This window comes from Propionigenium maris DSM 9537 (genome assembly GCF_027925155.1).
Classification (GTDB): Bacteria; Fusobacteriota; Fusobacteriia; order Fusobacteriales; family Fusobacteriaceae; genus Propionigenium; species Propionigenium maris.
Window position 1 is genome coordinate 18,205 of record NZ_BSDY01000006.1, and the last position, 13,138, is coordinate 31,342.

Here is a 13,138-nt window from a genome sequence, read left to right on the forward strand (position 1 = left end):
GGGATAGGAGAGAATAATGGCTATTAGTAAGGAAAGATTTAGAGAAGCCCTGGATATGTTTTACTCCAGGGAGACTTTGTTTAAACTATATAATAGATATTTTTTAGACTGGATTGCAGAGGGTTATATAGGGAGTAATCTCGGGTTGTTTGAGGTTTCCCTAATATCTGAAAACTCAAATAAACAAACATTTTTAGATCTGATGGAGCAGATGTTTTCCAAGGAGGAGGTCTTCAATACTATATTTGAAACTCTTCCAGAGGAGGTAAGAAAGATCTTTGTTCACCTGGCCTGGGATGGAAGATACAACATTACAGACAGGGAGGAGTATCTCTCCAAGGAGGAGGGATACAACGTTTACAGGGGACTAAAGGATGAATATCTCTTCTTTAAGCTGGGAGAAAACGGGAAGAAGGAGGGGTACCTTCACCTGCACAATGATATAGTAAGGATGCTGAGAAAGCTTCTTCCTAAACCTAAGGAGTACTATATAAATGTCAACAGGGGGAAGAGCTACGCCTACAGCAAGAACAATGAAAGGGAGGTAGTGGAGAAGTTTCCTCTCTACTACAACTTTTACAGTCAGGGGAACCTTTCTCTCTCCTCCAGTAATAAGATACTGAAGGAATCCAAGAGAAATATGTATAAGTACTGTAGTATAGATGAGTATTATAAGGACAGCAAGGACCTGGATTACCTGAAGACAGAGACCCTGGGACTCTTCTTCTTCCTAATAAAGGAGGAGTATCTGATTCCAGAAACCTTTAGACTGGATAACTATAAAGATACAGTAAATAAGCTTCTTAGCGGGGAGCTTATAAAGGATGACGGCTACCACTATACAAGCCTATATCTGAACTACCTAAAGGGCCTGAGAAATATTTGGAAGAATGGTGAAAACATAAAGAGGTGTCTTGAGAGTATAAGAAGGGTACTTATGGAACTCCCCGATGAGGGAATGGTAGGTGTTGACAATATAATCAAGTATCTTGTATACAGGGATGAATTTTTGGAGATAATAAACCCTCAGGATGTATATGACTATATCTATATCAATGAGGCTAACTATGGAAGAACCAGGATTGGAAACTACGACTCCTACTATGGATATATAACGGAGCCCTTTGTAAAGTCTATCCTCTTCCTTCTGGGAACTCTTGGAGTGATAGAGGTTTACTACGATACTCCTTGTGCCAGTGAGGGTTTATATCTTAAAAACGGATACCTGAGTAAGTATGACGGACTGAAGTATGTAGCTCTTACAGATCTGGGAAAGTATGTATTAGGGAAAGTGGATACCTATGATTTCGGAGATGACAAGGAGGAAGCTGAGATATACCTGGATGAGGACAGACCGATCCTGAGTATAATAGGGGAAGCCCCTATAAAGTCCATGCTTCTTGAAAGGATGGCTACTAGAATAGGTCCAAACAAGTTTAAGTTTACCAGGGAGGTATTCCTGAAGGATGTAGAGGAGCTGGAGAAGCTAGAGGAAAAGATCGCTGAGTTCAGGAAGATTGTCGGAACTTCTCTTCCAGAGTACTGGGAAGATTTCTTTAGGGAGCTTCAAAGCAAGGCTAAGGCAATAAGGAAGGTAGATGATATAGTTGTACTTCAGCTGAGTCACGACAGGGAGCTTATCAACATAATCGGAAAGAGCGAAGAACTCAAGGGTCTTATACTCAAGGCAGAAGGATTCTATATCCTTGTGAGGGAAGAAAATAAGGAAAAGGTAGTGGATATCTTAAAGAAATATGGATATTTTATCTCACTATAGATAATCAAAAGGCAGCCTAATGGCTGCCTTTTTTATGAGGTAAATAAGTTTATAGAACCTTTAACCTCTTCCTGTAAGTTCTCTGACAAAGGCCTCTACTCTCTCAGGATCTCCCATCTCCTCTTCTACCACCTTCACAATGGAACTTCCTACAATGGCAGCATCAGCATATTCATGGACCTCCTCCACCATCTCTCTGGTGGAAATTCCAAATCCCACAGCCACAGGAAGGTCTGTGTGGGATTTGACCCTTTCAACAAGCTCCCTTGTCTTATCTGATATGGAGCTTCTGCTGCCAGTTACTCCAAAGGAGGAGATACAGTACACAAAACCTGACCTGTCTCTGAGGATATCCTCTATTCTCTCCTGGGAGTTCAGTGCTACCAGGGGAATTAGAGGAATGATATCCTGAGGGAAGTCCTTACTCTCCTCCAGGGGAAGATCTGGCACGATGAGGGCATCGATCCCTACCTCTTTGCATCTCACAGCAAACTGATCAACTCCATAGGTATGGATGGTGTTGTAGTAGACCAGGAAAACAAGGGGAAGGTCGGTATTTCTTCTTATCCTAACCACTGAATCAAAGAGCTTTTTCATGGAAAAGCCTTCCTTTAGGGCTCTTCCAGCAGCCCTCTGAATAGTGGGACCATCAGCCAGGGGGTCGGAGTAGGGGATACCTATCTCCACAAGGTCTGCCCCTCCCTTCTCCATGGCATAGACTATCTCCTCTGTATGGTTGAGGGTAGGGTCTCCTCCGGTGATATAACCTATAAATAGATTCTTCTTTCCCCCCAGTTTCTCCTCTATTCTGTCTCTCATTCCTTCTGCCTTCATCTACCTCTCCTCCTTCTCCGATCTCTCCTCTAGATACTTTGCCACAGTATGTATATCTTTATCTCCCCTTCCAGAGAGGTTTACAATTACAACCTCATCTTTCTTCATCTGGGAAGCTGTTTTAACTGCTTGGGCCACAGCATGGGCACTCTCCAGGGCAGGAATAATTCCCTCGGACCTTGAAAGAAGCTGAAATCCCTCCAGGGCCTCTATGTCGGTAATAGCAAGGTACTCTCCCCTCCTACTCTTATGAAGGTGGGCATGCTCCGGTCCTACTCCGGGATAGTCAAGTCCCGCGGAGATAGAGTGGGCAGGGGTTATATTCCCCATATCATCCTGGAGAAGATAGGTTCTCATACCGTGGATAACCCCTTCAACTCCCCTGGTTATAGTGGCAGCGTGCTTGTCTGTATCAACTCCCTCTCCAGCAGCCTCTACCCCTATGAGTTTGACCCCCTTATCTCCTACAAAGGGATAAAAGATTCCCATGGCATTGGACCCTCCTCCCACTGGAGCAATAACTGCGTTGGGGAGTTTTCCTTCCCTTTCCAGGATCTGCCTTCTGGCTTCCTCTCCGATAACCTTCTGAAAGTCTCTCACCATGGTCGGGTATGGGTGGGGACCTACAACGGAACCTATAACATAGAAGGTGTCCTCTACCCTGGCAACCCACTCTCTGATAGCCTCGTTAGTGGCATCCTTGAGGGTCGCGGTTCCCGAGGTGACCGGTGTAACCTTAGCTCCCAGGAGTTCCATCCTCACCACATTCATCCTCTGTCTTTGGGTATCCTCCTGACCCATGAATACCTCACACTCCATTCCCAAAAGGGCTGCTCCAGTAGCTGTAGCTACTCCATGCTGGCCGGCTCCCGTTTCAGCGATAACCTTCTTCTTTCCCATCCTCTTAGCCAGAAGAAGCTGTCCCATAACATTGTTTATCTTGTGAGCTCCAGTGTGGTTTAGGTCCTCCCTCTTCAGATATATCTTTGCTCCCCCTAACCTCTCTGTGAGGGACTTAGCAAAGTAGAGGGGGGTCTCCCTTCCCACATACTCCTTCAGGTAGGAGCTCAGCTCCTCCTTAAACTCCTTATCATCCCTATACTTATTGTATGCATTCTCCAGTTCCCTCAATGGATTCATAAGGGTCTCGGGCACAAACTGCCCTCCAAAATCACCAAACTTAGCCATATTTCCTAACCTCCTCTATAAACCTTAAAATTTTTGAATAATCCTTTCCCTCACTTCCCTCTACCCCGGAACTGACATCTACAATGGAGGGTCTTACCTTTTTGACAGCCTCTCCTACATTGTAGGGAGCCAGCCCTCCGGCCAGAATAATATTCCCGTGGACATCTTTAATCCTCTCCCAGTGAAATGTCTTCCCTCCCCCAGGAGTGATGGAATCAAAGAGAAGATAGTCTGCAACCTGGGAGTAGTTTTCGATAATATAGTCGGAGATGGTCTCCCCAGGAAGAGCCTTCCATACCTTAAACTCCCTCACTTCCCTCAGTCTTCTGCAGAGATCTGTATCCTCCCTTCCGTGAAGTTGAACCACATCCAGCTTGCAGTATCTTGCAGTGTTTAAAATCTCCTCATATTCCTCATCTACAAAGACTCCCACGGTCTTTATACTGGGGTGCAGCCTCTCTCTTAGCTCCTTGGATGTCTCCCTGTCCACCTGCCTCTTAGAAGGGGCAAAGACCAAACCAGTATAGTGGGGCTTGCATCTGTTGAGGATCTCCACCTCCTGAGGGGTCTTGATACCACAGATCTTTACTTTTGTAGTTACTCCCCTTAGTTCCCTGGCAGTACCTACCAGGTCCCTGCTCCTCATGAGGGTCTCCCCCACAAGGATGGCATCTATCCCTGCTTCCTCAAGGAGTGCCACATGGGATCTGCTTTTAATTCCGCTTTCAGCAACAACAACTACCTCTTCTGGAATATTCCTTCTAAGCTCGATACTCCTCCTTATATCCACTGTAAAGTTCGAGAGGTCTCTGTTATTAATACCTACTATCATTGCCCCTGCCTCCAGGGCTTTTTTGACCTCCCCCTCTGTATGGGTTTCCACAAGGGGCTCCATCCCCAGGGATCTGGCACAGGTCAGCAGTTCCTTTAGCAGCTCCTCCTCCAGTATCCTTACAATGAGAAGGATGGAGGAAGCTCCGTTGGCCCTGGCCAGGTAGATCTGCTCCCTTGTGAAGATGAAATCCTTACACAGGAGGGGTGTATCTATCTCCTGGGCTATATCTTTCAGATACTTCATGCTCCCCTTGAAGTGCTCCTCCTCGGTAAGAATGGAAACAGCCTCTACAGCTCCCTCATACTCTCTGGCAAGCTCCACATGGGGAAAATCTTCCCTGATGACTCCCTTGGAGGGGGAAGCCCTCTTTATCTCCCCTATAATGGATATCCCCTCCCTCCTAAGGACAGAGTAGAAATCCTTTGGTGGAAGAGCTGTTTCACACCTCCTTTTTAAATCATCTATATTCAGCTGAAGCTCCTCCAGACTCTTCCTTTTATCCTCTATAATTCTTTTAAGTATCATCTCACAGCCTCCACATACTCCTGTAGTTTTGAATAAGCCCTTCCCGATGCGATGGTTTCCCTTGCAAGGACCACTCCCTCTATAAGGGTTTCTGCCCTTCCAGTCAGGTAGAGGGCAGCGGCACTATTTATAATCAGGGCATCCCTTTTAGCCCCTGTATCTCTCCCTGCAAGGACCTCCTTGATAAGCTTGGCATTTTCTTTGGGACCTCCTCCCTGGATTTCCTCCAGCCTCCCCATTTTTAATCCAAGTTCCTCAGGATGGATGTTATACCTTCTCACCTTACTACCAGAGATCTCGATAACCTTTGTAGTTCCACAGATGGATATCTCGTCTGCTCCGTCCTCCACTCCGTGTACCACCATCCCCCTTTTAATTCCAAGGCCTCTGAGGATAGAGACCATACCCTCCATGAGTTCCTCAGAGTAAACTCCCAGAAGGATATAGTCTGGAGAGGAGGGGTTGGCAAGGGGTCCCATTAGATTAAAGATACTCCTAACTCCCAGCTCCCTTCTCACTCCTCCTACGGCTTTTAGGGCCGGATGGTAGTGGGGAGCGTAGAGGAATGTCATTCCAGTATCCTTGTAGACTCTTTCAGTTTTATCCTTTAGATTGTTCAGATCGATTCCCAGGGCTTCCAGGAGGTCGGAGCTTCCAGAGCTGCTGGATACAGACCTGTTCCCGTGCTTTAGCACCCTGGCTCCTGCAGCGGCAGCTATAAAAGCTGAAGCTGTGGAGATGTTTATGGTGTTCAGACCATCTCCCCCAGTCCCTACGATGTCTATGGCCCCTCTACCCTCTGGAGAGATCTCTGCAATCTCCCTGAGATACCTCACCCCTTCCTCTATCTCCCTGGGAGATTCTCCTCTCACTGAAAGGGCAGTGAGGATGGCCCCCGTCTGTATATCTGTGTATTTGTCATTTAGAAGTCCCTCGAGGAGTTCTCTGACCTCTCCCCCCTCGAGCACCTCACCCCTCATAACCTTTCTATATATCATATTCATCGACCTCCCTAAAGAAATTGTCTATCATTCTATCTCCCTCTGGTGTGAAGAGGGATTCTGGATGAAACTGCAATCCAAATATTGGATGGTCCCTGTGTCTCAGGGCCATTATCTCCCCCTCTAAAGTCTCAGCTGTAATGATGAGCTCCTCTGGAAGGGTATCCCTTCTTACAATTAGGGAGTGGTATCTGGCCACCTGGGTATTTTGAGTTACTCCCCTGAAGAGCCCTCTTTCAGAGTGGACGATTTCAGAGGTCTTTCCATGGACAGTTTCTCCTGCTCTTACAACCTCTCCTCCAAAGACCTCTCCTATGGACTGGTGCCCCAGGCACACCCCCAGGATGGGAAGCCTTCCCTGGAACCTCTCTATTGCTTCCAGGCATATTCCCGCATCTCTTGGAGCCTTAGGGCCGGGCGAGATCACAAGGGCTTCTGGGTTCATCTTCTCTATCTCCTCTACACTCACTTTATCGTTTCTCACTACCACAATCTCCCTTCCCTCCCTGTTTAACAGGTGGAAGAGGTTATATGTAAAGGAGTCATAGTTATCTATAAGCACTATCATTACTCCACCTCCGAAAATACTTTTTTTATGGAGAGTCCCTTGTTGAGGCACTCCCTGTACTCCGACTCAGGTACAGAATCAGCTACGATCCCCGCACCGGCCTGGTAGGTATACCTTCCCTCCCTGTGGAGGGCTGTCCTTATGGCTATGCAGGTGTCCATCTCCCCGTGATAGTTTATATATCCCACGGCTCCCCCATAGAATCCCCTTCTACTATCCTCCAGCTCCTCGATGATCTCCATGGCTCTTATCTTAGGTGCACCAGAGAGGGTACCTGCAGGAAGAGCTGAGGTGAGAACCGAGTAGGCATCCTCTTCAGGGGAGCACTCCCCCTCCACCAGGCTCACAAGGTGCATAACATGGGAGAACCTCTTAACGGCCATAAGCTCTGTGACCTCTACACTTCCGGTAACTGAAACCCTGCCCACATCATTTCTTGCAAGATCCACAAGCATCCTGTGCTCAGCCCTCTCCTTCTCGTCTGCCAGAAGTTCCCTGGCAAGTTTCTCATCCTCTTCGGGGGTCTCTCCCCTTCTTCTGGTTCCTGCAATGGGAACTGTTTTGATTTTGCCCCCATCAAGGCTTATCATCCTTTCAGGGGAGCTCCCTATAATCTGATGACCTCCAAAGTCCAGGAAGAACATATAGGGGGAGGGGTTTACAGCTTTTAACCTTCTGTAGAAATCAAAGGGAGCCATGCTACTCTCCTGGGTGAACCTCTGGGAGATGACCACCTGGAAGATATCCCCTGCCTTGATATATTCCTTGGCCCTGTGGACATTTTCAATAAACTTCTCTCTGGAAGGAGTTGCTGTATACCCTCCATTTACTACCTCTTCCTCTACCAGCACATATTCCTCAGCTAACTTCTCTAGCATTGTGTCAAAGGTCTCAAAGGCCTCCTTCTGGCTGGAAGCAACTACAGTGAGGTAGACCTCTCCTGTGTTGTGATCGTAGACCATTCCCCTCTCTGTGAGGAGCATAGTGGTGTCATCTATTCCCAGCTCGCTGACATTTTCCTCAGGGAGTTTCTCATAGTCTCTAATGGTGTCGTAGGCGATACTTCCGTAGGCTCCCCCTACATAGGGTCTTCTCTTCCCTTTGACTACATCCTTAGCCAAGGCTTCCCTGACCCTTTCAATGACTCCTCTGTTTCCGGAGATACTGTCATAGGGATCGCAGCAGATAAATGTATACCCTGTATCTGCCTCAGTTGTTTCAAAGAGGACTCCCTTTTCTCCTCTGGTGAGCCTCAGATAGGCCTCCTCAGCTTTTAACTGTGTATTGATATCTCTATAAAAAACGTTCTTCATACCTTCCCCCTTTTAAATAAAAAGGGAACCCAAAAGATACGGGTTCCCACAATAACTCTAAAATAAAATCTAAATAAAAAAGTCTGCTCTAAAAGAACAGACTGCTAAAACTACAATTTTAATAGTTAGATAAAAATATGCACTTAAAGAAGAGCAGCCGGACCTGATCTGAGATGGCTATTTAATTTGGTTGATTTACTCTTCTTCCACCACCAAGCTGTTCTCATCATCATGGCTTTCTCCTCCCTTAAAAAATTATTACGGTAATACTACCAAAGAGGTGGTACAGGTGTCAACATAAAAAATATAAAATTACACTACAAATTCAACTTTTTATTCCAGGAGAGTAAGTCTTTTGTCTTTAAAATTTGGTATTTTAATCCTGGAAAGAGGAGAGAGATTAGAGAAATAACATAGCTTAAAAAAAACACAGGACAAATGTAGAGGGAGGGGAAAAAAGAGGATGTGGAGAAAAAAATAGATATAACTATAACAGGAGTAAAAAAATAACAGGAGGTTTCTATGAAGAGATTAATTATAAGTTTCTTTTTAATTTTTACAGTGGGGCTCATGGGAGCATCGGTTCTTCCTCAGAATACAGATCTCCTTGTGAAGCTGGACACTACCCTGGATTCAAACTCAGCCTATAACGGCCAGATATTTACAGGGACCCTTCAGGGGGGGATAACCCTTGAGGACGGGAAAGTAATTCCAGTGGGAACAAAGGTATTTGGAAGGATAATAGACGCCAAGTCGGCGGGAAATATTTCAGGGAGCTCCAAGCTGGCCTTGACTATTACAGAGATTCAGGTGGACGGATTTAACTATGGGATAAATACCACAGCCATAGGTTTTGAGGGGGCCAACCAGGCAGCAAGTACAGTGAAAACAGCGGGAAAAACAGCGGCAGTGGGAGGCCTTTTAAGTAAAGCCACAGGGTCCAGCGGTTCCAAGGGACTGAAGGTAGGAGGAGCTGTGGGAGCAGGTATGGGAGCCCTTACCAATACAGGGGCCATAGCCATAAGAGCGGGGGAGATCCTGCAGTTTAGAACAACCACATCGGTAGTTGTAGGAAAGTAGGAGATAGAGGGATAAAAAAGACGGCTTGAGTATTGTGTGGTAAATTTGTCTCAAAGGGTGTTAAAAGCCCTTTGGGGCATTTTTTTATGCCTGAAATTTTCCCCTAAGGATATAAAAGTTTGATATGAGGTGGGCTGATCACTCACCTTTGAACTTTTTATAAAATTAGGGATTACTTAGGAGGAGACAATGGTACTTTACAACGGGTTTGACACTTTGGTATTTAGTACAACAGATTTCTATTTACATGATAGAGATTTTTTCTATGAACAGAAGGAATTAGCAGGATTAGAGCAATTAAAAGAAGTTCCTTTTATGTATAGTGTGGATGGAAAATATTTTAGTGAAAATTATGAAGCTGGTGAGAAGGTTATAAAGGTGTTTAACCTGAAAGGGAACCAGGGCTTTATTATGAAATCAAAATCATACAATCCTTTTGCCTGGACTTTTAATGATCCAGAAAAGAAATATCAATTTTCAGTTGTTTGGGCAGAGGATGGAAAGAATATAAAAAAGATATTCCAGGTTAAAGTATTGGCTAAAACCTTCTTCTGTACTCCTTGGGAGAAAATCAAGGAAGAGCTGCATGAAATAGTTTCTGTTTTTGGTATTGAGCTTGGAAGGATGAAAGTAAAAAGGATAGACTGGGCAACAGATATTAAGTTTGCATATAAAAAAATGAATTGGTTTATCAGAGAGGAGAGATTTTCAAAAGTCTTTTTCTCTAGGTATGGGAGTATGAAAGCTCCTGTGGACGTTGTGCCTTACTGTAAGAACTTTAAAAATAAAAAAGGACCTCAGTGTACAGGAGTTATGTTTGGAACTCAATCTGTAAAACTGAGAATATATGACAAGATATTAGAGACTTTAGAAAAATACTCAGATCATCCAGAAAAAAGCGAACTGGTATTGGATGCCTATTATAAAAAAGAAAGTGTTGTCCTGGCTCCTAAGATTGATAAGGAACCTTCAAGAAGAACACAAGTAGATTTAAAATCTTGGAATGATTGCCTATTGAGAGATTATTTAAAAGAGAAGATGCAGGTAGTAAGATTTGAATATCAACTATCAGCAAAGTATTTAGAAAATAAATTTAGGTTTGTAAGTGACCTGGACTTAGAAGAAGTTAAGTCCATGATCTATGATGTTTTTATGAATCATACTGGAATTATTCAAGGGGAGTTAGACAGAGATTTAAAAAGGTATGCTAAGGCTATCAGATCTGAAGAAGATTTTGTTAACAAGTACTCTAAGATAGCTGGAACAATAGAAGGAAAGATAATACATGCAGTTAGAAGAATTGGAGGAGGTTTAGCAAGTCTTGGTGTATCTCTTAGTGAAAAGAATGAAAGGGTTGTTTCTTTTGGAGAAGTAGCAACTAAACTAGATTACTTTAAAGATTTCTTTTTCTTAAATTACTCTGAAAAGATGTGGAATAATGCCAAATTAATTTTCTCTCAAGAGTTTTTAAAAGGGAGAAACATAAACTATGAGGCTTTCTGTGAAGGCTTAGAAGAATACAGGGAGTCTGTGGCAATAGCTCCAACTCCTAAAAAAGAAGGGAAGCAACCTGAAGTTAAAGAAATACTATCTTCATTTGAACAACTTGATTTTGAAACTTGGCTTATTGAGGAGGGTGACAATGGTAAATATTAAGATAATAGAGTGTTACATTTGTGGTAATGAATTTAGATCTTATGGGGAAACTTGTAATGAGAAGGAGCAAGTTTGCTCTCAATGTTGTTCCTCTGGTTGGTGTGATATGTGTAAATAATAAGAAGTATAATAAGTGATAAATTGTTACGTTTAAAAATAAAAAGGGTACCTAGTACCCTTTAAAGAGGAAAAATTATTTTATAGTAAGTTTTTCCATTAATCTTTTTGTCTTTATCTAGTATTTCTATTTTATTAGCATATAGGTTTCTAACTTTATTGGTAAAAGCTGTAGAGTAACCTCTAATGCTTTCGTCAGAATAATCTGCCAATACATTAGAAGGAAGAAGTTTTATAAAAGTTACTTCCTTACCAATAGGTGTATTTATAAAATTAGCTAAAGCTATATCAACGGGAGTAAGTGATTTAGTCATTATTACCTCCTTTAATACTAGTTTGTATATCGAATCCTAAGCTTATTAAGTAGTTGTTCGTTTCACTACCTCCATTAAATTTAGAAGATTGAAGCTCTTTACCCTTAACGAATATATTAGCAATAGAAATAACATATTTTGGTGGGTATGTTTTATTGTTAAAAACAAGATTATATTTTGTAGACCTTCTATTAGCAGGAATAACTTCATTATCTATTTTACTGATGGCTTTTAAAATATGATCTCTAGTTATATTTTTAATCATTAGACACTCCTTTGTAAATGTATTTTATCTAAGAGAACATTTATTATAAAAAATACAGATAAAGAATTATTTCTTTTATCTTCAAAGTAAAAAAAAGAAGGGAGTCCTTCAAAGATTTGTCTTCTTATCCATTTGCTAAAAGAAGTACATACATTGTGAGAAGGTCTAAATATTTTTGATTTGATGGTAAATCAGCGGACATTAATGTTTTGTTCATTTCTTCTAAAATGGTTATTAAACTTACTTTTATTCCGTATTTATTTTCTAAACTTTGCATTCCTATAACACTCATATCAGCTACTTGCTGTGGTGTTTCAACAACATGCTTTGAAATATTTTGAAGTAAATATTTACTTCTTTTTACAGAAATATCGTTTTTAGAAATTGCTCCATTATTATTAATAACAGCAACTTGATAGGCAAGTTCATCTATTGTTGTTGAAAAAGCAAGCGATGAAATAATAAAAAATAATACAAATATTTTTTTCATTGTATTCACCTCCCTTAATTATATGGTTATTTAACTATGTATGTCCCTAGGAAAAAATCAATAATACTACTATTTAATAAATTAAAAGTTTTATATTGAATTTTTTTTAAGAATTGGATAAAGCTCTCCCCCTTCTTAAATAAAGAAAGGGGTCAAGGAACTCCTCGGAGCATTACTTAAGTACAACCTGCACTTTTAAAACTAGTGTCAATGATAACCACCATTTTTATGATCATTATGTCAACCTTGACTATTAGTTCTACCTGAATGATGAGTATCAATGTCTCCAATAATGATTTTATCTACGTTCGCTTCCTCAAGCTTAAAACTCTTAATTGTTGCAAAGCTAGTTGTAAAAAGAGAAAGCGATAAAACTAGAAACAAAATAATTTTTTTCATATTTTCACCTCCTTTATATTTTTATAAATAATAACATCATTGGTGTTTTAAAAGCAAATGTTTGTTTCGATAAACTGACTTGATGTTGATGTGCTACCCTTATATCATAGCACTACCCAATTTATATAACCCCAGTATTATCAAGGCTTTCAGGTCAAAAAAGTTGGGTGTAGTTTTTAAGTAAATCGACAACAAAATTTCCACTAAACAAGAATATAAAGTTCCCTGTAAATTAGGGATTATTTATAAATAAAAAATGTGCCCTGTAAATTAGGGTGAGGAGGAATCAAAATGCAAGCACATGTACAAGGAATAGTAGTTTCAGAGGTAAAAGAGGTTGAGTTTGAGGGGAAGCATTATTATTCACTTATCCAGGATGGAGGACTAGCAAAACCTAAATGGAAGATCTCAAGGGAAATGTTCCATGGTCTTATGGCTGAGAATGTAGTCCCAGGAGATAAACTAAATCTAGTGGTTAACTTGAACTATTATCCTAAAACAAATGGCTTTAACTTTGCTGATGTAGCTGCATTTAAAAAAGTAAAGTAGGTGATCTATGGAGAAAAGAGAAGTTACCGAGAAACTTAAGCAGAAACTAGATAAGTACGGTGACAATGATGGAGAGTTTACCCTGGTAGATGGAGTGGTGATCCTGTGCAAAGTTGCCATGTTTATCTTTGGTAAAAAAATCTAGGGATTGGGAGGAGCTTAGTATTGGAACCTTGTAATGAAAAGGAATGCCCCTTTATAGGTGAGCTTCAAGAATTGGGAAAATT

Annotated in this window: 15 protein-coding genes; 5 read left to right on the forward strand and 10 right to left on the reverse strand. The window is 41.8% G+C overall.

The annotated features are described in order from the left end of the window. Positions 1-16 precede the first annotated feature (16 nt). Entirely contained in the window at positions 17-1,777 is a 1,761-nt protein-coding gene (locus QMG11_RS07350; protein ID WP_281834784.1) for a phosphatidylinositol phosphate kinase family protein, read from the forward strand. 60 nt (positions 1,778-1,837) lie between these two features. Here the strand turns inward: QMG11_RS07350 and trpA are convergent, their stop codons facing one another. Genes trpA through QMG11_RS07380 form a run of 6 tightly spaced genes read right to left on the reverse strand, consistent with a single transcriptional unit; the run spans position 1,838 to position 8,041 of the window. Then, complete coding sequence (gene trpA, locus QMG11_RS07355; protein ID WP_281834785.1) at positions 1,838-2,611, reverse strand: tryptophan synthase subunit alpha; 774 nt, start codon at positions 2,609-2,611, stop codon at positions 1,838-1,840. Next, positions 2,612-3,799 (reverse strand): tryptophan synthase subunit beta, encoded by a 1,188-nt coding sequence (trpB, locus tag QMG11_RS07360; protein ID WP_281834786.1) that lies wholly within the window; start codon positions 3,797-3,799, stop codon positions 2,612-2,614. Next, a complete protein-coding gene (gene trpCF / locus QMG11_RS07365) occupies positions 3,792-5,159 on the reverse strand; it encodes a bifunctional indole-3-glycerol-phosphate synthase TrpC/phosphoribosylanthranilate isomerase TrpF (RefSeq protein ID WP_281834787.1) in 1,368 nt (455 codons plus the stop codon). Before trpCF ends, trpB begins: the two co-directional genes overlap by 8 nt. Further along, positions 5,156-6,157 (reverse strand): anthranilate phosphoribosyltransferase, encoded by a 1,002-nt coding sequence (trpD, locus tag QMG11_RS07370; protein WP_281834788.1) that lies wholly within the window; start codon positions 6,155-6,157, stop codon positions 5,156-5,158. The genes trpCF and trpD overlap by 4 nt, the downstream gene beginning before the upstream one ends. After that, entirely contained in the window at positions 6,147-6,728 is a 582-nt protein-coding gene (locus QMG11_RS07375; RefSeq protein WP_281834789.1) for an anthranilate synthase component II, read from the reverse strand. The genes trpD and QMG11_RS07375 overlap by 11 nt, the downstream gene beginning before the upstream one ends. Beyond that, complete coding sequence (locus QMG11_RS07380) at positions 6,728-8,041, reverse strand: anthranilate synthase component I family protein (protein WP_281834790.1); 1,314 nt, start codon at positions 8,039-8,041, stop codon at positions 6,728-6,730. Before QMG11_RS07380 ends, QMG11_RS07375 begins: the two co-directional genes overlap by 1 nt. Positions 8,042-8,563: 522 nt before the next feature. On the opposite strand from QMG11_RS07380, the gene QMG11_RS07385 reads away from it, so the two are divergent. Both QMG11_RS07385 and QMG11_RS07390 read left to right on the forward strand, forming a co-directional pair. Further along, a complete protein-coding gene (locus tag QMG11_RS07385) occupies positions 8,564-9,121 on the forward strand; it encodes a hypothetical protein (protein ID WP_281834791.1) in 558 nt (185 codons plus the stop codon). Between the two features lie 189 nt (positions 9,122-9,310). Continuing rightward, the gene (locus QMG11_RS07390; protein WP_281834792.1) at positions 9,311-10,777 is read left to right on the forward strand and encodes a hypothetical protein; all 1,467 of its coding nucleotides are present in this window, start codon (positions 9,311-9,313) and stop codon (positions 10,775-10,777) included. A gap of 179 nt (positions 10,778-10,956) precedes the next feature. Here the strand turns inward: QMG11_RS07390 and QMG11_RS07395 are convergent, their stop codons facing one another. The 4 genes from QMG11_RS07395 to QMG11_RS07410 all read right to left on the reverse strand — a co-directional run bounded on the left by QMG11_RS07395 (position 10,957) and on the right by QMG11_RS07410 (position 12,362). After that, entirely contained in the window at positions 10,957-11,208 is a 252-nt protein-coding gene (locus QMG11_RS07395) for a hypothetical protein (RefSeq protein ID WP_281834793.1), read from the reverse strand. Continuing rightward, positions 11,201-11,473, reverse strand: a complete 273-nt coding sequence (locus QMG11_RS07400) for a ScoMcrA-related endonuclease (RefSeq protein WP_281834794.1) — start codon at positions 11,471-11,473, stop codon at positions 11,201-11,203. The genes QMG11_RS07395 and QMG11_RS07400 overlap by 8 nt, the downstream gene beginning before the upstream one ends. 124 nt (positions 11,474-11,597) lie before the next feature. Next, entirely contained in the window at positions 11,598-11,963 is a 366-nt protein-coding gene (locus QMG11_RS07405; RefSeq protein ID WP_281834795.1) for a hypothetical protein, read from the reverse strand. Positions 11,964-12,203: 240 nt separating this feature from the next. Further along, positions 12,204-12,362: a hypothetical protein gene (locus tag QMG11_RS07410; RefSeq protein WP_281834796.1), complete on the reverse strand. Its 159-nt coding sequence runs from the start codon at positions 12,360-12,362 to the stop codon at positions 12,204-12,206. Positions 12,363-12,653: 291 nt separating this feature from the next. Between QMG11_RS07410 and QMG11_RS07415 the strand changes: the two genes are divergently transcribed. Together QMG11_RS07415 and QMG11_RS07420 are read left to right on the forward strand one after the other, a co-directional pair. Next, complete coding sequence (locus QMG11_RS07415) at positions 12,654-12,911, forward strand: hypothetical protein (protein WP_281834797.1); 258 nt, start codon at positions 12,654-12,656, stop codon at positions 12,909-12,911. A 7-nt stretch (positions 12,912-12,918) separates the two neighbouring features. Beyond that, positions 12,919-13,056 carry a hypothetical protein gene (locus tag QMG11_RS07420; RefSeq protein ID WP_281834798.1) on the forward strand — a complete coding sequence of 46 codons (138 nt, stop codon included), beginning with the start codon at positions 12,919-12,921 and terminating at the stop codon, positions 13,054-13,056. Positions 13,057-13,138 lie beyond the last annotated feature (82 nt).